This is a genomic window from Corynebacterium ciconiae DSM 44920, from assembly GCF_030440575.1.
Classification (GTDB): Bacteria; Actinomycetota; Actinomycetes; order Mycobacteriales; family Mycobacteriaceae; genus Corynebacterium; species Corynebacterium ciconiae.
Map to the genome: position 1 here is coordinate 2,093,270 of NZ_CP047189.1, position 21,357 is coordinate 2,114,626.

The 21,357-nt window shown below is 60.8% G+C and carries 14 protein-coding genes, 1 pseudogene and 1 riboswitch; of the genes and pseudogenes, 9 read left to right on the forward strand and 6 right to left on the reverse strand.

All coding sequences use genetic code 11. The features are described from left to right. The first annotated feature begins 258 nt into the window (after positions 1-258). Positions 259-371: riboswitch (TPP riboswitch) on the forward strand. From thiC to metX, 3 genes are all read left to right on the forward strand, one after another. After that, on the forward strand, positions 367-2,094 hold the full coding sequence (thiC, locus tag CCICO_RS09175; RefSeq protein WP_018020063.1) for a phosphomethylpyrimidine synthase ThiC: 1,728 nt from the start codon (positions 367-369) through the stop codon (positions 2,092-2,094). It overlaps the preceding riboswitch by 5 nt. A 419-nt stretch (positions 2,095-2,513) precedes the next feature. Further along, positions 2,514-3,833 carry an O-acetylhomoserine/O-acetylserine sulfhydrylase gene (locus CCICO_RS09180; RefSeq protein WP_018020062.1) on the forward strand — a complete coding sequence of 440 codons (1,320 nt, stop codon included), beginning with the start codon at positions 2,514-2,516 and terminating at the stop codon, positions 3,831-3,833. 33 nt (positions 3,834-3,866) lie between these two features. Then, the gene (metX, locus tag CCICO_RS09185) at positions 3,867-4,943 is read left to right on the forward strand and encodes a homoserine O-acetyltransferase MetX (protein WP_018020061.1); all 1,077 of its coding nucleotides are present in this window, start codon (positions 3,867-3,869) and stop codon (positions 4,941-4,943) included. On the opposite strand, the gene CCICO_RS09190 is transcribed toward metX, so the two are convergent. Both CCICO_RS09190 and CCICO_RS09195 read right to left on the reverse strand, forming a co-directional pair. Further along, positions 4,940-5,278 carry a DUF3017 domain-containing protein gene (locus tag CCICO_RS09190; RefSeq protein WP_018020060.1) on the reverse strand — a complete coding sequence of 113 codons (339 nt, stop codon included), beginning with the start codon at positions 5,276-5,278 and terminating at the stop codon, positions 4,940-4,942. The genes metX and CCICO_RS09190 overlap by 4 nt on opposite strands. Positions 5,279-5,289: 11 nt before the next feature. Next, positions 5,290-6,159, reverse strand: a complete 870-nt coding sequence (locus CCICO_RS09195) for a bifunctional methylenetetrahydrofolate dehydrogenase/methenyltetrahydrofolate cyclohydrolase (protein ID WP_018020059.1) — start codon at positions 6,157-6,159, stop codon at positions 5,290-5,292. Between the two features lie 43 nt (positions 6,160-6,202). Between CCICO_RS09195 and CCICO_RS09200 the strand changes: the two genes are divergently transcribed. After that, on the forward strand, positions 6,203-6,739 hold the full coding sequence (locus CCICO_RS09200; protein WP_156809875.1) for a tRNA (cytidine(34)-2'-O)-methyltransferase: 537 nt from the start codon (positions 6,203-6,205) through the stop codon (positions 6,737-6,739). Positions 6,740-6,752: 13 nt separating this feature from the next. Here CCICO_RS09200 and CCICO_RS09205 read toward each other — a convergent pair. From CCICO_RS09205 to CCICO_RS09215, 3 genes and pseudogenes are all read right to left on the reverse strand, one after another. After that, positions 6,753-8,120 (reverse strand): annotated as a pseudogene (locus CCICO_RS09205) (PH domain-containing protein); the annotation flags it as partial. Further along, positions 8,117-8,632 carry a PH domain-containing protein gene (locus CCICO_RS09210; RefSeq protein ID WP_018020055.1) on the reverse strand — a complete coding sequence of 172 codons (516 nt, stop codon included), beginning with the start codon at positions 8,630-8,632 and terminating at the stop codon, positions 8,117-8,119. The pseudogene CCICO_RS09205 and the gene CCICO_RS09210, both read right to left, overlap by 4 nt. Positions 8,633-8,671: 39 nt before the next feature. After that, positions 8,672-11,833, reverse strand: a complete 3,162-nt coding sequence (locus tag CCICO_RS09215; protein ID WP_026161506.1) for an error-prone DNA polymerase — start codon at positions 11,831-11,833, stop codon at positions 8,672-8,674. A gap of 155 nt (positions 11,834-11,988) precedes the next feature. Here CCICO_RS09215 and CCICO_RS09220 point away from each other — a divergent pair, with 155 nt between their 5' ends. The 3 genes from CCICO_RS09220 to CCICO_RS09230 all read left to right on the forward strand — a co-directional run bounded on the left by CCICO_RS09220 (position 11,989) and on the right by CCICO_RS09230 (position 14,734). After that, positions 11,989-12,852, forward strand: a complete 864-nt coding sequence (locus tag CCICO_RS09220; RefSeq protein WP_018020053.1) for a MetQ/NlpA family ABC transporter substrate-binding protein — start codon at positions 11,989-11,991, stop codon at positions 12,850-12,852. Between the two features lie 136 nt (positions 12,853-12,988). Continuing rightward, the gene (locus tag CCICO_RS09225; RefSeq protein WP_018020052.1) at positions 12,989-14,056 is read left to right on the forward strand and encodes a methionine ABC transporter ATP-binding protein; all 1,068 of its coding nucleotides are present in this window, start codon (positions 12,989-12,991) and stop codon (positions 14,054-14,056) included. Next, a complete protein-coding gene (locus CCICO_RS09230; protein WP_018020051.1) occupies positions 14,057-14,734 on the forward strand; it encodes a methionine ABC transporter permease in 678 nt (225 codons plus the stop codon). 72 nt (positions 14,735-14,806) lie between these two features. On the opposite strand, the gene CCICO_RS09235 is transcribed toward CCICO_RS09230, so the two are convergent. Then, positions 14,807-16,495, reverse strand: coding sequence for an ATP-binding cassette domain-containing protein (locus tag CCICO_RS09235; protein ID WP_083878317.1), 1,689 nt, complete (start codon positions 16,493-16,495; stop codon positions 14,807-14,809). A 634-nt stretch (positions 16,496-17,129) separates the two neighbouring features. Between CCICO_RS09235 and cas9 the strand changes: the two genes are divergently transcribed. Both cas9 and cas1 read left to right on the forward strand, forming a co-directional pair. Continuing rightward, positions 17,130-20,429: a type II CRISPR RNA-guided endonuclease Cas9 gene (gene cas9 / locus CCICO_RS09240; protein ID WP_018020049.1), complete on the forward strand. Its 3,300-nt coding sequence runs from the start codon at positions 17,130-17,132 to the stop codon at positions 20,427-20,429. Between the two features lies 1 nt (position 20,430). After that, entirely contained in the window at positions 20,431-21,354 is a 924-nt protein-coding gene (cas1, locus tag CCICO_RS09245; RefSeq protein WP_018020048.1) for a type II CRISPR-associated endonuclease Cas1, read from the forward strand. Positions 21,355-21,357: the final 3 nt, after the last annotated feature.

A 21,357-nucleotide genomic window follows, 5' to 3' on the forward strand; every position in this document is an offset into this window, starting at 1 on the left:
GCGGCAAACATATGCGCCCTGCATGAGCGCTGCGCCTCGCCCTAACGAAAGCGCCGGCGATGTAACCGGCACTACTTTCACGTCAGCTGTGTTACTGGTGTTACACCGAAGCCTAGCCCTGTGTGACTTAATTTCCTACCAACCAGTAAGTTAGCCACCCCCTAAAACTATTTCTGCAGGGATTCAGGGGTATAGACAGGGGTGAATCAAAAAAGTAGGACAAAAGCATCTCGGTGTTATAGCCTTGAGTAAATACAACGTCATACCCACGGGAGCGCGCTGAGGCTGCGCGCTGAGAGGACCCAGCGCATGGGTCGACCGTATGAACCTGTCTGGATAATGCCAGCGAAGGAAGGACTTTTTTTCATGGCCACCCGTCTGTCCGCAGCCAAGAAGGCCCGCAGCGCCGCCCCGCAGCCAGGGGAGCTGACCACCGGCCCGATCTACCGCAGCCACAAGAGCTACCGCGAGGTCACCCACACCAACACCGATGGATCCACCACCACCATGCGCATCCCGGCGCGCGCCATCGAGCTGACCACCGGCGAGAACTTCGAGGTCTATGACACCTCCGGCATCTACACCGAGCAGGATCCACAGCTGGATCTGGAAAAAGGCTTAGAGCCCCTGCGCGAGCAGTGGGAAACCCCCGCCCCCGCACCGGCCTCTGACGCACACCCAGAGAGGCTGGTGCGCACCCAGCTGGCCTGGGCCCGCGCCGGCATTATCACCCCGGAGATGACCTATATCGCCCACCGTGAGGGCTTCACCCCAGAGGAGGTGCGCGAGGAGGTCGCTGCGGGCCGCGCGGTGATCTGCGCCAATCACAAGCACCCGGAAATCGAGCCGATGATCATCGGCAAGAAGTTCGCCGTGAAGGTGAATGCGAACATCGGCAATTCCGCGGTCACCAGCTCCATCGCGGAGGAGGTGGAGAAGATGGTGTGGGCCACCCGCTGGGGCGCGGACACCATCATGGATCTGTCCACCGGCGATAACATCCACGAAACCCGCGAGTGGATTTTGCGCAACTCCCCCGTACCGGTGGGCACGGTGCCGATCTATCAGGCACTAGAGAAGGTGAAGGGCGATCCCACCAAGCTCACCTGGGAGATCTACCGCGACACCATCATCGAGCAATGCGAGCAGGGCGTGGATTACATGACGGTGCACGCCGGCGTGCTGCTGCGCTACATTCCCCTGGCCGCGGAGCGCGTCACGGGCATTGTGAGCCGCGGCGGTTCGATCATGGCGGCGTGGTGTTTGAAAGAGCACCGCGAGTCCTTCCTCTACACCAACTTCGCGGAGCTCTGCGATATTCTCGCCCACTATGATGTCACCTTTTCCCTTGGTGATGGTTTGCGCCCGGGCTCTATCGCTGATGCCAATGACGAGGCCCAGCTGGCCGAGCTGCGCACCTTGGGCGAGCTCACCCGCATCGCCCACGACCGCGGCGTGCAGGTGATGATTGAGGGCCCCGGCCATATCCCCATGCACAAGGTGGCAGAAAATGTCACGTGGGAGGAGCAGTGGTGTGATGAGGCCCCCTTCTACACCTTGGGGCCTCTGACCATCGATATCGCGCCGGGCTACGATCACATCACCTCCGCTATTGGCGCTGCGATCATTGGCCAGGCGGGCACGGCGATGCTGTGCTATGTCACCCCGAAGGAGCACCTGGGTTTGCCAAATCGCGACGATGTTAAGACGGGCGTGATCACCTATAAGATCGCCGCCCACGCCGCGGACCTCGGCAAGGGCCACCCGCGCGCCCAGGAGCGTGATGATGCCCTATCCACTGCCCGTTTCGAATTCCGCTGGCACGATCAATTCGCCCTGGCCCTCGACCCCGATACGGCACTGGATTTCCACGACGAGACCCTGCCCGCCGAGCCAGCAAAGACGGCGCACTTCTGCTCGATGTGCGGCCCTAAGTTCTGCTCAATGAAGATCAGCCAGGACGTGCGCGACTATGCCCAGGAGCACGGGCTCACCTCAGCCGAGGCTATTGAGGCCGGCATGAAGGAGAAATCGGACGAGTTCACCGAGCAGGGTGAGCGCGTCTACCTGCCGATCAGTGAGGCTTCTTCCTAGTCTCCTCGAGCGCACGCTTATCGACGCCCCGTCGCAGCCACAGTGGCCTCGCCGCCACCGGCCACGGCGGGGTGTTTCCCCTCCCATCACCCCCAAAATGAGCTAACTCACATACCAAGCTGTCTATCTCAATGTCGCTGTTCAGCGCCCCTAACCCACGCTCATCCCGCCCTAAAATCCTTGCTGTAGACCGAGCTGTTCGTTAGAGTGGCTGACAACGCAACGCGGGGCGCTCACGATTCGATGCGACCCGCTTTCTTCTGCGGACACTTGGGAAGTCATTTCTTTTCAAGCGCTCGCCGCGGCCTATGGTTCCTCCTACGCGGCGAAGCTGTCTGATTGGTGTTCTTTCGGCGGATTGCTCGAACCGCCTCCGCGTTGTGGCCCACTCTAAAACCCCATGATGAGAGGAACCATCAATGCCTAAGTACAACAATGACAACGCCGCCGACTGGGGCTTTGCCACCCGCTCGATTCACGCCGGCCAGCCGGTGGATTCCGATACCGGCGCGCGCAACTTGCCGCTGTACTTCACCTCATCCTATGTGTTCGATGATGCCGCCCACGCCGCGGCCCGTTTCGATCTCTCCGATCAAGGCCCGGTATATTCCCGCCTGACTAACCCCACGGTGGCCGCCGTCGAGGAGCGCCTGGCCTCCCTCGAGGGCGGAGCGCACGCCGTACTCTTCGCCTCGGGCATGGCCGCCGAGACCGCCGCGATCCTTAACCTGGCCCGCGCCGGTTCCCACATCGTCTCCTCCCCGCGCATCTACGGCGGCACCGAGACTCTTTTCCAGATCACCTTGCCGCGCCTGGGGATCGACGTCACCTTCGTTGAGGATCCAGACGATCCCGCTTCCTGGGCGGCCGCCGCGCAGGACAATACGGTGGCATTCTTCGGCGAAACCTTCGCTAATCCGCAAGCCGATGTGCTGGATATCCCCGCGGTTGCGGAGGTGGCACATGAGCATAAGGTGCCGCTGATTGTGGATAACACCGTGGCTACCGCAGCGCTGGTGCGCCCCCTCGAGCTGGGCGCCGATGTGGTGGTGGCCTCGCTGACCAAGTTCTACACCGGCAATGGTTCCGGCCTCGGCGGAGTGCTTGTCGACGGCGGCTCCTTCGACTGGTCGGTAGAGCACAACGGCGAGCCGAAGTACCCCGATTTCGTCACCCCCGATCCCGCCTACCATGGCCTGCGTTATGTGGATCTGGGGCCGGCCGCCTACGGGCTCAAGGCTCGGGTGGGTCTGCTGCGCGATACCGGCGCCGCCCCCTCCCCCTTCAACGCCTGGGTTACCGCCCAGGGCCTCGACACCGTTGGCCTGCGCGTGGAGCGCCACAACTCCAACGCCCTCGCGGTGGCCCAGTTCTTGGAGTCCCAACCGAAGGTGACCAAGGTTAACTACGCCGGTTTGGAGTCCTCGCCCTTCCACGCCACCGCCGAGAAGCTCGGACTCAGCACGACCGGATCGGTACTGTCCTTTGATGTTGAGGGCGGGCGCGAAGAGGCGTGGGCATTCATCGATGCCCTGCAGCTGCACTCCAACCTGGCCAATATCGGCGACGTGCGCTCCCTAGTAGCCCACCCGGCATCGACGACACACTCGCAGTCCGATGAGGCAGGCCTTGCCCGGGCCGGCATCAGCCAGTCCACCATCCGCCTCTCGGTGGGTATCGAAGCCATCGACGACATCATCGCAGATCTCGAGCGTGGCTTCGCCGCCCTCGAAGCTTAAACCCACGGCGGAGACATACTCGAGGACCCCACGATGTTGAACCTAGGAGCCCCCGGCCAGCTGCACACCGTATCCCTCGGCGAATATCGCACGGAGGCCGGTATCAGCCTGCCGATCTCGCTGGCCTATATGCGCTTCGGCGAGCCCCGCTCCGATGGTTCCAACATCATCTTGGTCGAGCACGCCTTAACCGGCGATGCCAACGCCGCCGACTGGTGGGGCGGGCTCATCGGCTCAGGTCGCGCCTTCGATACCGACGAGTACTGCATCATCTGCACTAATGCGCTCGGCGGATGCCAAGGCTCCACAGGGCCTTCCTCTCTGGATCCGCAGGGCGTACCGTGGGGCTCGCGCTTTCCGGCGCTGTCGATTCGGGATCTCGTACACGCAGAAAAGCTGCTACTCGATCATCTTGGTGTGACCCACCTGCGGGCGGTGGCCGGCGGCTCCATGGGTGGCGCACGCACCCTCGAGTGGGCGCTGCTCTACCCAGAGATGGTGCAGGCTTGTCTCGTGGTGGCGGTGTCCCCGCGGGCCAGCGCCTGGCAAATCGGGGTGCAGCAAATCCAGATTGCGTCGATCACCCATGACCCTTATTGGAACGGTGGGGATTACTACACCACTGAGCGTCGTCCCGAGCGAGGGCTCACCACCGCAAGGAAACTGGCGCACCTAACCTACCGCGGCGAGCTGGAAATAGACGAGCGCTTCGGCACCACCGCCCAACACGGGGAAAATCCCTTGGGCGCGTACCGCGACCCCTCCCAGCGCTTCGCAGTGGAAAGCTATCTTGACCACCAAGGCCGAAAGCTGGTGGGGCGCTTCGATGCCGGCTCCTATGTCACCCTCACCGAAGCGCTCAACCGCTTCGATATCGGCCGCGACCGCGGCGGGCTGGTGCAGGCCCTGGCCAAAATTAACGCCCCCACCATGGTGGCAGGGGTGGATACCGACATCCTGTATCCCTACTATCAGCAGGAACTCATCGCACGGAACGTGCCCAACCTCATCGGCATGGCGCACATCTCTTCACCAGTGGGCCACGATGCTTTCCTCGTAGAGGTACGGCAAATGGACAATATTGTGCGCCGCTTCCTCGCCGGCAGTTAACTGCCGAGCGCGTCAATGGAGGCGGAGATATACATCATCACCCCGCCGATAATCGCCGTGAAGGCGACGTCGAAACGCCGCGAACGCACCGCAAGCACCCCCAGCACGCGGGAATCGCAGACATAGCGAACCGCGGCAAGATAGACCAAGCTGGCACCGAAAATGAAGGTTGCTCGGCGCCAGTGGTCGCTAAAGAGAAATACCGTGGCCACCACGAGCCCCACACAGAACAGCCCCATGAGTGCCTGCTGCAGGCGGATGGGTAGCACAGACGGCGGCAGAGCCCGATCGTGCGGGTTGCCGCTGAGATCCGAGATGGGGTCGACGCGTTCCACGGATCCGATTCTTAAAGCTCGCGCTGCGTCAAACCAGCGAGCTTCTCTGCCCGCTCCACCACATTGCGCACAAGGAAGGCGCGTGTCAGCGGGCCCACGCCGCCCGGGTTCGGCGAGACCGCACCGGCCACCTCCCACACATCGGGATGCACATCACCCATGAGCTGGCCGTCCTTACGGGAGACTCCCACATCCAACACGGCCGCGCCGGGCTTGACCATGTCTGCGGTGAGCATGTGCGGCACGCCCGCGCCGGCGATGATCACATCGGCCTGCTGGGTCTCGGCCTTCAAGTCGGTGGTGCCGGTGTGGCAGAGAGTCACGGTGGAGTTTTCCGAACGGCGCGTGAGCATGAGTCCGATGGGCCGGCCCACAGTCACGCCGCGGCCAATCACCACGACCTTGGCGCCCTCAAGCTCAATGTTGAAGCGGCGCAGAAGATGAATACAGCCATTGGGGGTGCAGGGCAAGGGGGCAGGCTCGTTGAGCACCAGCTTGCCCAAGTTCACTGGGTGCAGTCCATCGGCGTCCTTGGCCGGGTCGATAGCCTCCAGCACTGCATTCTCATCGATGTGCTTCGGCAACGGCAGCTGCACAATGTAGCCGGTACAGCTCTCATCGTTATTCAGCTCGTCGATCACCTCGAGCAGCTCGCCCTGGGTGACATCGTCCGGCAGTTCCTTGCGGATCGAGTTCACCCCGATCTTCTCGCAATCCTTGTGCTTCATGCACACATAGGACTGGCTGGCGGGATCCTCGCCCACCAGCACCGTCGCCAGCCCTGGAGTGATGCCCTGTTCCTTGAGTCGTTCAACTTTCTTCGCCAGCTCGGCGAAGATCTCGTCACGGTAGAGTTTTCCATCCAGTTTCATCGCGGTCATGGGTTCCATTATGACAGACACCCAATGCGTAGGATGAGCCTACGTGAGCACCGAGTCCAGCATCAGCCCCAGCCCCACCTTCCCGTACGCCCATGTGGTCTTCGATAATCCGGTGATTCCCCCGAACACCGGCAACGCGATCCGCATGTGCGCCGGCACCGGCGCAACCTTGCATTTGTGCGAGCCACTGGGCTTCGATCTCAGCGAAAAGCACCTGCGCCGAGCCGGTCTGGATTATCACGACCTTGCCCGCGTGCAGGTGCATTCCTCCCTCGCCGCCTGTCTCGACTCTCTACCCGGCGCGCGGGTATTCGCCTTCACCACCCGCGGCAGCTATCGCCACAGCGATGTGCGCTACCAGCCCGGCGATGTGCTGCTGTTTGGCACCGAGCCCACTGGGCTTAGCGACGCTGCGCTCGCCCATGAGCGCATCACCGCTCAGGTGCGTATCCCGATGCTGGCGGGACGGAGATCGATGAATCTGTCGAATGCTGCGGCTGTTGCGGCCTATGAGGCGTGGCGGCAGCTGGGGTTTCCGGGGAGTGCAGCGCAGGGAGCTTCCGCTGGCGAAGCCGATTAAGCAAAGCGAAGCCCTCCTCGGTGTCAATATGCGCAATCTGCATCTGCACCGGCCCATCCACGAGATCGAGCCGAACGCTGACCAGTCCCAGCCGCTGCTGCAGCGGTCCGCCACTGAGGGTGAGTTCTTGAATGTGCTCTAACTCCACCACGCTCATGGTGCAGCTGAACCGCCCTGTGTGGATGACGGCGTAATCATCCACCAGCGTGATCCCGCGGTAGCGATAGCTCAGCGGTCTAAACCAGCGTGCCTGGCGTGGAGAACGCACCGTGGGCGCACGCAACTCGCCCGGGCGAGCCGGGCCATCGAGATCCTCTTGGGTCACCGGGCTGAGCAGCACACATAGCGCGGTCGCGGTGTCATAATCGCCCACTGGGAGCACGGTGGTAGTCGAGGAGCTGCCCGTGATGTCACCGTAGCCGGCCACGGAAACCGTGAGCTTCCACCAGCCCAGTTTGCGCCACAACAGCGGCTGCGTGAGCGCCACGGCGTGCACACGGTGCAGTGGCACGGTTTGCGAGCGACGCTCCGTCAAGCCATAACGCAGCCGAAGTTCGTGGGTGTGCTCGTTGTGTTCTGCTCGAAAATTCCATGCCCGGTTAACGAAGCTGAGCATAGCGGGCGCACCACCCAACACGATGGGAATGAAAAACCCGAAGCCGATGGGGGTGACTACCACGGCGATCAGAGCGACCACCGTGAGAATGCTGGACCACTGCAGGGCTAGCGCCGCCAGCGCCTGCCGCACGGGCACCGCAGCCATCACCGTGGCCGATCGTGGGTGAGGATCTGCCGCCTCTGTCTGGCTAGCGCCGATATCCTCCTGCTCGCCACCTGCGGTGTCTTGCTCTGCACGGCTGTGGCGCAGCACGATTTCTTTCACCTGCTCGGCGGTGGCCTTTTTCAGATACTGGATTTCCAGTACCGAGTCATTTCCGCCCGCGGTCTCGATACGCACCGCGGCAAGACCGGCGAGGCGAGCGAGGAATGGCTCGGTCACATCGACCGCGTGGATCCTATCGCACCGCGCGGAGCGGGATTGCCGAGTAAACACTCCCTTTTCCACTACCACTTCGTCGCTGCCCAGCCGGTAGCCATTGCGCTTCCACCAGATACGCGACAGGGCCCAGGTGAACCCGAGCAATGCCACGGTGCCGGCGACGCTGAGCAGAACCGGCACCAGCTCGAAGGACTCATAGTCGCGGATCACGCCTAGGATGCCGGAGGCAAGCTCCCGCTGGTTGATAGCGATGGCGACGATCACCGCCAGTAGCGCCGACCAGAAACGAAGCAGGGGTGTCAGCGGGTGAACGCGCTGAAAATCGGCGTTATCTGCAGTGACGGCGGGCTGGGTGGTGTGTGGTTGTTGGTTCTCACTCACAGCCCGCTCATCCTCTCCTTCGCCTTCTCACTGAGGCGCACGCGCAGCTCGACGGCCTCATCAGCGGGCAAACCTGGAATGGTGGAGTCACTGGTGGAGGACGCGGTGTGCAATTCGATGTTCTTCAGGCCCAAAGAACGCTCGATGGGGCCGTTATTGATATCCACGAACTGAATACGCCCATAGGGCACCACGGTGAGGCTATAGAACAACCGACCTCGGCGAATCAGCAATTCATCCTCGGTTTCTGCCCAACCGATGCGCGCCACCTGCACCATGGTGAGCCAGACGATGAATGCGCTGAACCCAGCCATCACGAGCGCGGCCACGATGAGCACGATCTGCCACGCCCCAGAGGCAAAGAAGGCACCGATGGCGAGACCTAGTGTGGTCACGGCTAGCACGGGCACACGGCCGATCAGTCGCGCCTTCACGAGTGCTGGGGATACAGGCTGAAACGTCACGCCCATGGCATCGGCGTCACAGCGGTTGAGGTCAGTGTGGGAAGCCATGGGGTCATTCCTAGCACAGTCGATATATATAGCTTCCACTCAGCGAAAGTCACGAGACCGCAGTTTCAGCATGTCCCCGATGGCTAGCGGCTCGAATTTATCGGCCTCCACGGTGGCCGCCCCCGTGGCGATGCGCACGATACCGCGAACGATCACGGCCTTTGCGGTACGCGCAAGCCGGCGGTAGCGCGCCCACAGCCCCGGCGAGACCACCACATTGATCAGACCGGTTTCATCCTCCATGCCGAAAAACACGGCCCCACTGGCTGTCTGTGGGCGCTGGCGGTGGGTGATCACCCCGGCCACTAGGATGCGGCTGCCGTCTTCTTGTTCCAGCAGTTTCTCGGCGGGCACCACCGCTCGCCGGTGAAGCTCTGCGCGGATGAGCTCAATCGGCTGACTGCTGGGGGTGATTCCAGTGCTGGCAACATCAGCCACCATGAGATCGAAGGTGTTCATCCCCGGCAGCGGCGGGGCGGTGATAGCTGAGAGCCCGGGCAGCATGCCCTGCTGTTCGCTGGCGGCCACGCCCGCCACCCACTGTGCCTGGCGGCGGCTGATACCCATCGACTCAAACGCCCCCGCGCGCCCCAGGCTTTCCACATCACGCACGTTCAGCTCTGCGGCACGTGCAATATCGGCCACCGTCGAGTGAGTAGACAGCCGGTGCCGGATCTTCTCCAGCTTCTCGGCGGCCTGGGTTCGCAGCCCTGCGATTGAGCCCAGCCCCAGCCGAATGGCGCCACTGTCTACCCGCGGCTGCACATCAGAGTGCAGCACTGACACCGGTTGTATCTGCACCCCGTGCCGGCGGGCGTCTTGGATGAGGGACTGCGGGGAATAAAAACCCATGGGCTGAGCGCGCAGCAGGCCCACACAAAACTCGGCTGGGTAGTGATATTTGAACCACGCGGAGAAATACACCAAGGAGGCGAAGGATTGGGAGTGTGATTCTGGGAATCCATAGGCGGCAAAAGCCATGATTTTTAGCCACAGACCGCGGGCTACGTCTTCCTCTATATTGTTGGTGCGTTTGCAGCCGGCGTAGAACTTCGCCCGCAGCGCCTCCATCCTCTCCGGCGAGCGTTTGGAGCCCATGGCGCGTCGTAAAGCATCGGCTTCCACCCCACTAAAACCAGCGGCGTCGACCGCGATCTGCATGAGTTGTTCCTGAAACAGCGGTACCCCGAGAGTTTTACCCAAGGCATTTTCGAGACAGGGATGATCGAACTCCACGGGCTCGAGGCCATTGCGCCTGCGAATATAAGGGTGCACCGAGCCGCCTTGGATAGGTCCTGGCCGTACGAGGGCCACCTCCACCACGAGGTCGAAGAATTCGCGGGGCTTCAGCCTCGGCAGGGTGTTGAGCTGGGCACGGGATTCCACCTGAAACACCCCCACAGCATCAGCTCGGGCCAGCATGGCATACACCTCAGGCTCGGCGAGGTCGAGCTCCCACAGGTTCACCGTGATGCCATGCTGCTCTGCCACCAGATCGATCATGTGGTGCAGGGCCTCCAGCATGCCGAGGCCTAAGAGGTCGAACTTCACCAGCCCCGCAGAGGCGCAGTCATCCTTATCCCACTGCACCACGGAGCGCTTGTCCATGCGGGCCCACTCCACAGGCACCACGTCCGCGATGGGGCGATCGCACAGCACCATGCCGCCGGAATGGATACCCAGATGACGCGGCTGGCCTTCTAGGCTTGCCGCCAGCTGCTGCACCTGTTCTGGCGGGTCGGATACCCCGCGCGACCAGCCATCGCAGCTACCTTGGGGGAAGCCGAGCGCTCGGCCGGCATCGCGCACCGCGCCTTTGTGTCGGTAGGTGATCACATTGGCCACCATGGCGGCGTAGTCGCGGCCATAGGTGTCGTAGACATATTGGATCACCTCCTCGCGACGGCCGGACTCAATATCAATATCGATATCTGGCGGGCCCTCGCGCTCTGGGGAGAGAAAGCGCTCAAAGAGGAGCTTCGCGCTGATGGGCTCCACATTGGTAATGCCGAGGGCAAACACCACCGCGGAGTTCGCGGCCGAGCCCCGCCCTTGGCACAAAATATTGACGCGGCGGCAAAAATCCACGATGCCGCAGACGATGAGGAAATAGCCGGCAAACCCGAGGTGCTCGATCACATCCAGCTCATAATCGATCTGGTCATAGGCCCGGTGGGCGATCTCGGCTGGGCGGGAGGCATAGCGCTGTGGCGCCCACTCGGAGACCAGCGCGCGCAGCTGCGTCATCTCATCCTCACCGTGGCTGGGCAGATCCGGCGCCACAAGGGTGAGGGTGAAAGCGCACTCTTCTGCGATGCGCAGGTTTTCTGCCATGAGCTCTGCGGCGTGCGGCACCATGGTGGCTAGCGCCTTCTCCCCTAAAAGCCAGCGCCCACCCATCGGGTCCAGCTCGGGGGCGTGCTCCCCCACGCTGCGGCGGGCCGCGAGGGCATCCTTCGCGGCGGCGAGCCGACGCGCACCCATGTTGGCCGCGTTTGCCACGGCCGAGACAGTCCCTCGCAGCTGATAGCGGGCACGCAGCGCGTCCAGCTCGGCGTGGTCGTCTGCATCGGTGGGGCGGCGGGTAATGCGGTATTCGAGACGGATATTCTCCGAGCCGAATGCCGCGATGAGGGAAGGTAGATGGGCAGCCCAGGTGACGTCGACAAGCACATACCAGCGCCCACCGGCATCCGCTCCGAGATCGGCAAGAGTGGGATAGACTGTGCGGTCCTTCTGCCCGGCGGCCATCTTCGCGCGCGAAATCACGCGGCTGAGGCGACGGTAGCCCTCCACGTCCTTGGCGATCACGCACAACGGGGAGTCCATCCCCCACTGCTCGCCCACGCTGAGCTCGGCGCCGAAGACGGTACCTAGGCGGTAGCGTGCCGCCGCCTCGGCGAATTTCACCACCCCGTAGAGGCCATCGCGATCGCACACCCCGAGCGCGCGGTACCCCAGCTCGGCGGCCCGAGCCGCCAGCTCCTCCGGTTCGGAGGCGCCATGGAGAAAGCTATAGCTCGAGCGGCAATGCAGATCCACCACACGGCCATATTCTCCTCGAACAGATGATGGCTCAGAACGGGAGGAACGAGGGGCGAGAGCGAGCGTGCCATCATAGTGCCCAGAGAGGATCCTTTCGAGCCTCGACCAGCTCAAAGGTTGGGCATTCAGCCCTAAGAATCTACCATTCCATTCCATGCGCACTACGCTAGCACGATTAGCACATGCGTTCTACCACTCACCGGCCGCGGCCGTAGACCAAGCTGTACAGAACTTAAGTAAGGTGCTAGCGTAAGGCAGCGTCAAATAGACAGCTCTTTCTACAAACTGGTCTACTCCTCAAGGATTCCCCCATGAAGCGATTTACCCGCACCACCGCCGCCCTAGCTACCGTGGCCCTGTCCGCCACCGCCCTTGTGGCCTGCGGCAACGACGATTCCTCCACCATCAAGCTGGGCTCCAGCGATTCCACCCTGAAGCAGTTCGCTGCCTGGGAGGATGTGGCCGCCGATAACGACATCGACCTGGAAGTGGTGAACTTCAGCGACTACAACACCCCCAACAAGGCCCTGGCTGAGGGTGAGATCGATGCCAATAGCTTCCAGCACTTGAAGTTCCTCGCCGAGCACAACGTGGGCTCCGGTGATGATCTGGTGCCGATCGGCTCCACCTACATCGTGCCGCTGGCACTGTACTGGAAGGACCACGATTCCCTCGACGGCATCGAGGGCAAGGAAGTCGTGATTCCTAACGACCCCTCCAACCAAGGTCGCGCCATCAACGTGCTGGTGCAGGCAGACTTGATCACCTTGAAGAACGAGGTGGACAACCCCACCCCGGCGGACATCGATAAGGACAAGTCCAAGGTGAAGGTGCAGCCGGTGGATGCCGCACAGACCCCCACCGGATGGGGCGAGGGCAAGCCCGCCATCATCAACAACTCCTTCTTGGACCGCGCCGGCATCGACCCGAAGTCCTCCGTGTTCGCTGATGATCCCAACTCGGAGCTCGCCGAGCCCTACATCAACGTGGTGGTGGTGCGCGCCGAGGACAAGGACAACGAGCAGCTGAAGAAGCTCGCCGAGATCTGGCACAGCCAGGCCGTGGTGGATGCCGATCAGGAAGACACTGCCGGCACCTCCGTTCCGGTGGATCGCCCCGCCGATGAGCTCCAAGAGATCCTCGATCGCCTCGAAGACGAGATCAAGCAGGGCTAAACCCTCCAACGATCAAGCAGGGCTCAGGCTTGAAAAGCCCCCACCCTGCTCTTAGGCCCCCAGGCCGTGATGCTGGGGGCCTTGATTTTCCACTCTTTTACGTTTTTCCTCTACGTTTTAAGGAACATTTTCGCTCGTGGCACAACAACCACACGCGGCCGCCGCCGGCTCCACCCCTTCCGGCCCTACTGGCACCGCTATTGAATTCCGCAACGTGTCTAAGACATTCTCGACCAAGCGCGGCACGGTGACCGCTCTCGACAATGTCAATCTCAGTGTCGCCCCCGGCGAGATCCTGGGCGTGATCGGCTACTCCGGCGCGGGTAAATCCACCTTGGTGCGCCAGATCAACGGGCTCGATGTGCCGAGCTCCGGCGAAATCCTGCTCGATGGCACCAACATCGTGGGCATGCCGGAGAAGAAGGTACGTCAACTGCGCCGCCACATCGGCATGATCTTCCAGCAGTTCAACCTGTTCTCCGCCCGCACCGCGGCGGGAAACATCGCCTATCCCCTCGAGCTGGCCGGCATGCCCAAGGCCGAGCGCACTAAGCGGGTACAGGAAATGCTCGACTTCGTGGGCCTGTCCGACAAGGGCGGCTCCTACCCGGAGCAGCTGTCCGGCGGACAAAAGCAGCGAGTAGGCATTGCCCGCGCACTGGCCACTAATCCTTCTTTGCTGCTGGCCGACGAGGCCACCTCGGCACTCGACCCGGAAACCACCCAGGACGTGCTGGCGCTGCTGCGCAAGGTGAACGAGGAGTTCGGCATCACGATCGTGGTAATTACCCACGAAATGGATGTGGTGCGTTCCATCGCCGACAAGGTGGTGGTGATGGAAAACGGCCGCGTGGTGGAGCAGGGCTCTGTGTTTGAGGTCTTTTCCGATCCTCAAACCGCCGTGGCCCGCCGATTCGTGGCCACCACGCTGCGCAATGAGCCGGATAATGTGGAGTCCGATGATCTCCGCGGCAAGCCGGGCCGGTTGTTCACCGTCAAGCTCACCGAGAACTCGGGCTTTTTCACCGCCGCTGGCCATGCCCGCGAAGCCAATGTGAGCGTCAATATCGTGCACGGCGGTGTGACCACCCTGCAGGGTAATTCCTTCGGCAAGGTCACTGTGCGCCTCACCGGCGATGATGCCGCTATCGACGAGTTCTATCATTGCCTCACCCAGACCACCGAGATTCAGGAGATTTCTTAAATGGACACCACTTATCTCGCAGCTGATTGGGATCGGCTCGGCGACACGTTCATCGACTCCATCTTCGAAACCCTGTACATGGTGGGCATCACCATGGTGGCCGGCGGTTTCTTCGGGCTCTTGCTGGGCATTTTGCTCTACACCACCCGCCCGAGCGGCATTTTGCGTAACTCGGTTGTCTACGCCGTGCTCAACGTGTTGGTGAACTTCATCCGCCCGATCCCCTTCATCATTCTCATTGCGTTTATCGGCCCGCTGACGAAGCTGGCCATCGGCTCCACCATCGGCACCGGCGCCGCGACATTCGTGATGTCGATCGCCGCCACCTTCGCCGTCGCCCGCATCGTGGAGCAAAACCTTGTGGCCATTGATCCGGGCGTGATCGAAGCGGCCCGCGCGATGGGTGCCTCCCCGTGGAAGATCATCACCTCGGTGATCGTGCCCGAGGCCCTGGGCCCGCTCGTGCTGGGCTACACCTTCATCTTCATCGCAGTGGTGGATATGTCGGCCATGGCCGGCTACATCGGCGGCGGCGGCCTCGGCGATTTCGCGATCGTCTACGGCTATCGTTCCTTCGACTGGACCGTCACCCTTGTAGCCACCGCAGTGATCATCGTGCTCGTGCAGCTCGCGCAGTTCTTCGGCAACTGGCTGTCCAAGAAGATCATGCGCCGCTAGTTCGGCTCACCGCCCCGCGCTTATCGACGCAGCGTCCCTGCCTTTTCAGGGGCGCTGCTTTTTTATGCGCCTCTAGGACTCTTCCTCCTGACGAGTCCTCATGAATAGCTCCGCAAAGGGTCCCGCCGTAACCATGAGCTCCTCGAAGCTTCCCTCCTGCACAACTCGGCCTTTTTCCAGCACGATGATGTGGTCCGCGATGGCCAGCGTGGACACGCGGTGCGAGATCAGCAGCACGGTCTTCGGGGCCAGCCCTTCGCCGCCTTTGCTCCTTGTTTTAAGCATCCGGAAAATGTGTTCCTCGGCGGCGGCATCGATGGCACTGGTGGGTTCATCAAGAATCCAGACAGGGCGGTCCTGCAGAAGCAGACGGGCAATCGCTAGTTTTTGCCACTGACCGCCGGAAAGCTCCCTACCACCCCATTGGGCGCCCAGCGCCTCGTCTAATTCCACGTCTAGGTCCACCTGGTCCAGCGCTTCGTGGCACGCCGCAGCATCGACGCCCTCCGGATGGGTGTTTCCGAGCAGTAGAAACTCGCGGACCGTTAGCTCAAAGTGCTGGAAGTTCTGCGTGAGATAGGAGGTGGTGGCCGAGGAGAGAAGAGTGTGCCCACCGCTGATGTCCTCTGGGAACATCCCGGTCAAGGCATTCACCAGCGTCGTTTTTCCGGCCCCGTTGGCTCCCACGATGGCGGTGACCGCTCCTTCTTTGGCTGTGAAGCTCACATCCCGAAGGATGGGAGTTTGTGACAGCTCCACCGAAAGGTTCTGCACCTCGATGTCGCCGCCGACGCCTGCGGCGTTGTTTTGCCTGGGAGGCAGCGTCGGCGATGCCTGAATGAAATCGACAAAGCGGCGCGTCGACGGAATAGCGAGCGCCAGCTCCCCTACCTGGTAGCCCAGACCGGACATGACTGACGATCCCGTCAGCAACGCGACGATGATGGCCGTCACGTCCGCTACGGAGTCCCCCGTGTTCCACACGATGAGCGCCGAGGACACGAGTAGCCCCACAGTGACGACGCCTGCTATAAGGTCCGCCACAAGCGAGCGATACTCAAGCCCGCAGGCAAGACCCAGCCACGACCGCCAGCTAGCAGACGCCGGTTCCGTAAAAGAGCGGCCGAACTGGGCGAAGGAAATCTCACGGCCCGAGTGCTGGTACACCAGCTGGCTTTCCAAGTATTCGGCGCGACGGGCGTGTTTCGAGCGCTCACCCCATGCCTGGGACTCATAGCGCCCAGCCAGAGCTAGAGCGATGGCCGAGGGGAAAATGGAAAGCACGCACAGCAGCGCTCCGAGCACACTAATCTGCGCCAAGCTGACGAACAGGGAGACGGCCGCCACCACGGCCGCGGCGATGTTCAGCAGAGCCTGTGCAAATCCCACGAGGCGAGTCTCGGCGAGATATTCCTTGGCCTCGCGTGCGGACTCCAAAAAACTGAGCTGCGAGTACGCGGAGTGATCCACCTTGAGCATGGCGTCCGCGAAGAGCTTGTGGCTGTACACCCGCAGGTATTGGGCGTTAATGCGAGAAAAAGCGTAGGAAACGCGCTGAATGATGGCGAAGGAACCGATCAAAAGGGCAGCTAGCGCCACGGTCACACCATCCGCCGCCGCCCCTAGGCGCTGCGCCACCAGCACGGTGAGCGCGGGGATCACCGCCACTACGAGAGTCAGGCCCGTTGCAATGACCGCGCTCCAAGGTGAGCAGACAAAGAACGCTCTCAGCGCAAAAATGTAGGGGTTCTTCTTAGTCATTGAGCTCACCACATCTCATCCATCTGCATCGAAGACTAGACCACCGGGGCGCCAATGCTCCCGCACGTAGCCCTCTCCTTGGGAATCCCTTTTCCACCGACTCACACGTGTTAGGGGCAGCCCTTTTCGTAGCCTTCCCCCTCGAGTCCGGTTCGGCTCCCGCGATATCTGCTGAACTTCAGCTTATAGAATTCATCCCGGCCTGATGCGCCACATTCTTCTAGTCGAGCTACATATCCCTGAACCATACGGGTCTTTAATTTGCGTGAACCGGCCACACACCTTTGCTGAGGGCACGCGTCACTAGCGATGCAGACATCAGTGACCACCTATGGCCAGACTCGGGGTCAATCCCTGAATAAGTAGAGCTTGTCTAAGGGGCGGTCGACTTGCCGCTCACCGTAGGCTTCACTACCTCGCTGCAGAGCAGCACCGTTTCTTACTCCTGCCGATTTTACGAAGCCCACCCCACCTCCATATAGGGGTGGTCCGTAGTCAATTTACTGACACACAGACAGTATTGGTGTTAAAATCAAAGTCGAACTGAACCTCAGTAAGCACCGGCTAGTTTCCGGTTGCGGAATGCTCCAGCCGGACCTTCGGGTCCGGCTCTTTTCATATCTAGGAGGCCCTCATGGCTACGAAGTATCTCGTGGGCATCGATGTTGGATCGTACTCACTCGGATGCGCCGCTATCGAAGTCGATGATGCTGGAAATCCCATCCAGCTGTTGAACACCATTTCTTTTATCCACGATTCCGGGATTGATCCAGACTCGAACAAATCCGCCACCACCCGCCTCGCGGTCTCTGGCATTGCCCGCCGTACTCGGCGCCTCTACCGGCGTCGTAAGCGCCGCACAATAAAGCTCGAAAAGTTCTTATGCGCTCAAGGGTGGAAAACTGTCCCGTTCGAGCAATATACAGATCCGTATCTACCGTGGACGGCGCGAGTAGCGCTCGTTAACGGCTTTATTGCCGATTCAGAGCAACGCGGGGAATATCTATCGATAGCCCTACGCCATATTGCTAATCACCGCGGGTGGCGAAACCCCTACCACTCAACCTCCAGCCTGTATTCGCCCGGCGAACCCAGCGATGCGTTCAACGAGATTCGCGAAGGCTTGAGCAAGCGCATCGGCCACCCTATCCCCTGCGACGCCACCGTGGGGCAGCTCATATCCTTCGCACAGTTCGGCCGCGATCGTCTCCGTGGTGGCGGCAAAAAGAAGGATCTCAAGAACCCAGATCACGCCAAACAGGCCGTTATCTCCGCTCGTCTCCAGCAAAGCGACCATGCCCGCGAGATCAATGAGATCTGCCGCGTCCAAAAAATCGACGACGGCCTGCGTAAGAAGATCATTGATCTTGTCTTCGCTGCGGAATCACCCAAGGGGGCACAAGCGGGACGTGTGGGTAAGGATCCCTTGCAGCCCACCAAGTATCGCGCTCTCAAAGCCTCCGATAACTTCCAGCGTTATCGTGTTGCTGCCTTGATCGGAAATCTCCGTATCCGGCAATCCGATAAGACCCAACGGCGACTCACGGCCGAGGAACGCTCCTTGGTCTTTGACCATCTGATCAATATGCCGGCCAACAAAGAACCCTCGTGGCTCGATGTTGCCGAGATTCTGTCCGTGGATCGCGGGCGACTGCGTGGCACTGCAACCATTACCGACGATGGCGAGCGCGCCGGCGCTAGACCTCCGGTGCACGAAACCAACCGGGTTATTGCACGCTGCAAGGTTAAGCCTCTCACTCACTGGTGGACAGCAGCAGACCCCGATCACCGCGCCGAGATGCTCAAGGCGCTGTCGTACTCCGCGGCACCTAACTTTGACTCCAAGCCTGGTGCCGCAGTGCAGGCGTTTTTCGCGGGCTTAGAGGAAGATGACCACCAAAAGCTCGATGCCCTTCATCTTCCTATTGGCCGTGCGGCCTACAGCGAAGACACTCTTTCACGACTAACTGCTTGGATGCAGTCAGAGAACATGGACCTATATGAGGCGCGTCGCGCAGAATTTGGAGTCTCGGAGGACTGGACTCCACCGAAGCCTCGTATCGGTGAACCAGTGGGAAACCCTGCCGTCGACAGGGTTCTCAAGGGGCTTGCACGCTGGCTGGAAGCCGCTGAAGCCGAGTGGGGCGCACCCGAATCCATCGTGATTGAACATGTCCGCGACGGCTTCTCCAGTGAAAACGTGGCTCGGGAGATCAGTCGCGAGAACGACCGCCGCCATAAGAGAAACCTCAAGCTCTACGCCGAAATGCAGGAGAAACTCAACATCGATGGCGCGGTGCGGCGATCTGATCTATGGCGATACCAGTCCCTCCAGCGCCAGAACGAGCAATGCGCCTATTGTGGCTCGCCCATCACCTTTTCCAACTGTGAGATGGACCATATTGTGCCGCGCGCTGGACAGGGCTCAACCAACGTACGGGAGAACTTGGTTGCCGTATGTCATCGTTGCAATCTCGCGAAAAAGAACATTCCCTTTGCGGTTTGGGCACAGACCTGCACCATACCGGGTGTTTCACTCAGGGAGGCTCTCGAGCGCACCAAATTCTGGCTTCCCGATCCCGGTCAGAAGAAATCCGACTTTAACAAGTTCCGCAGCGCAGTGTGTGAGCGTTTGAAGAGAACTCACTCCGATGAGCCTCTAGACTCACGCTCCATCGAGTCTGTGGCTTGGATGGCTAATGAGGTGCGTGGACGCGTTGCCCAGCACTTCCGCGACTCGGGAACGAACGTTAGCGTGTACCGCGGCGCACTCACCGCTGAAGCACGAAGAGCATCTGGTATCCACAAGCGTTTGCGCTTTATCGATGGGCCTGGGAAAACTCGCTTTGACCGCCGGCACCATGCCGTTGATGCTGCGATCATTGCTTTCACCACCCCCTATGTTGCTCAGACCCTGGCTGAGCGAGCCAACAAACGCCAAGCTGCCTTTATTAACAACGCTCCTCATCAGTGGAAAGAGTACACAGGCGCCGATGATGCTCACCGTGCTGCTTGGAACTCTTGGGTGCCTAAAGTGCGCAAGCTCGCACTCATGCTCCAACAAGCACTCGACAAGGATCGAATCGTAGTCACTTCTAACCTACGACTGCGTTTGGGTAATGGACGCGCGCACGAAGATACCATCGGAGCGCTCAAAACCATTCGTCTCGGCAATGAAATTTCCGCCACCGACATCGACCGAGCATCCTCAGAGGCCCTTTGGTGTGCGCTTACCCGCGAACCCGACTTTGACCCCAAAAACGGGCTTCCTGCTAACCCAGACAGGCGCATTCGGGTTCACGGTTCATGGTTCGATGCCGATGACAATATCAAAGTATTCCCAGTCGGAGCGGGTTGCATCAAGGTTCGCGGGGGATACGCCGAACTGAGCAGATTCCACCACGCGCGCATCTATAAAATCACGGGCGGAAAGAAACCGTCCTACGCGATGCTACGTGTCTATAACGTGGACCTTCTCGACCATCGGGACGAAGATCTATTCTCTGTCGAGATCAAACCCCAAAGCATCTCTGCCCGCCAAGCAGAACCTAAGCTACGCAAGGCACTTGCAGAAGGCACCGCAGATTATCTTGGGTGGCTCGTAGTAGATGACGAGCTGGTGATTGACACATCCAGTTTCACAACAGGACACATCGGCGAGTTTCAGACCGTCTTCGGTCCGGTATCACGCTGGCGACTCGATGGGTTCTATAGCGAGAGTAGGCTCCGACTGCGCCCGCTCCTCATGAGCGCTGAAGGCATAGATCCCCAAATGCCCGATGTTGTGCAAAAAATTGTCGATCGACCAGGTTGGCTCCCATCAATCAACGTTGTCTTCGGCACCGGTCAGGCAAAGATCATTCGCCGCGACTCGCTTGGACGCGTACGCCTGTCTAGCGCAGCTCACCTGCCGGTCTCTTGGAAGGTGCGCTAACATGCATTCCGGCTGGAGAGTTGTAGACTGCTCGAACCTCGAGGGGAGTGTTCGCTATCGCCGCGGTCAGCTTTCTATCCAGCCGGACACCGCGGCAGAGCCTGTCAATATTCCGTTGAGCCACATCGCGGTCGTCATCATAGGCACAAAGGTGAACATATCCGGCGCAGTTTTCTCAAAGCTCAGTGAATATGACATCGCACTCATAATCACTGACTGGCGCGGGGTACCTGTGGCTGGGGCTAATCCTTGGAATGAGCACACACGCATTGGCGCGCGCCAGCAATCACAGGCCTCACTATCCCAGCCTCGGCGTAAGCAGGCGTGGGCGCGAATCGTAAGCGCAAAGATTCATGGCCAAGCAGCCGTAGCACGGGCTCTGAACAGACAGAACACTGAACTCTTGATGAAGCTCAGCCGAAACGTTCGCTCGGGCGATGTAGACAACAAGGAGGCAGTGGCCGCAAGAGCCTACTGGAGGGCCCTAGCGGAAGAACCGAATTTCAGACGACAACCCGGCACTAGTTCGGACGGGTTTAACTCTGCGCTCGACTACGGTTACACACTTCTCAGAGGCACCGGCATGCGGGCAGTAGCTGGCGCTGGTCTTGCTGGGACACTCGGTGTATTCCACCATGGTCGCGCCAACTCCTTCGCTCTGGTCGACGATCTCATGGAGCCCTTCCGCCCATTCGTTGATCAGTTTGTGTTTTCTGTACTTAGACCAACCTCTCCCCTCTCTGCTGATTACAAGCACCGCATTTCATCGTTTCTCCACGCTCAAGCCTTCAACAGTGCCGGCCAGAGTGTCGCCACAGTCTTTGACGACTTTGCCCAACAGTTTGGTTTATACGTAGAAGGAACGGTCGATCGACTGCAGGTGCCGCGTTGGGAGGGGCAGATCAGTGCCAGCGAAGGACAGTGAGCC

Coding starts and splice junctions, on each gene's coding strand:
- CCICO_RS09220 (WP_018020053.1), top strand. CDS start 11,989: ATGAAGCGATTTACCCGCACCACCGCCGCCCTAGCTACCGTGGCCCTG.
- thiC (WP_018020063.1), top strand. CDS start 367: ATGGCCACCCGTCTGTCCGCAGCCAAGAAGGCCCGCAGCGCCGCCCCG.
- cas1 (WP_018020048.1), top strand. CDS start 20,431: ATGCATTCCGGCTGGAGAGTTGTAGACTGCTCGAACCTCGAGGGGAGT.
- CCICO_RS09180 (WP_018020062.1), top strand. CDS start 2,514: ATGCCTAAGTACAACAATGACAACGCCGCCGACTGGGGCTTTGCCACC.
- CCICO_RS09215 (WP_026161506.1), bottom strand. CDS start 11,833: ATGGAATGGAATGGTAGATTCTTAGGGCTGAATGCCCAACCTTTGAGC.
- metX (WP_018020061.1), top strand. CDS start 3,867: ATGTTGAACCTAGGAGCCCCCGGCCAGCTGCACACCGTATCCCTCGGC.
- CCICO_RS09195 (WP_018020059.1), bottom strand. CDS start 6,159: ATGACCGCGATGAAACTGGATGGAAAACTCTACCGTGACGAGATCTTC.
- CCICO_RS09235 (WP_083878317.1), bottom strand. CDS start 16,495: ATGACTAAGAAGAACCCCTACATTTTTGCGCTGAGAGCGTTCTTTGTC.
- cas9 (WP_018020049.1), top strand. CDS start 17,130: ATGGCTACGAAGTATCTCGTGGGCATCGATGTTGGATCGTACTCACTC.
- CCICO_RS09210 (WP_018020055.1), bottom strand. CDS start 8,632: ATGGCTTCCCACACTGACCTCAACCGCTGTGACGCCGATGCCATGGGC.
- CCICO_RS09230 (WP_018020051.1), top strand. CDS start 14,057: ATGGACACCACTTATCTCGCAGCTGATTGGGATCGGCTCGGCGACACG.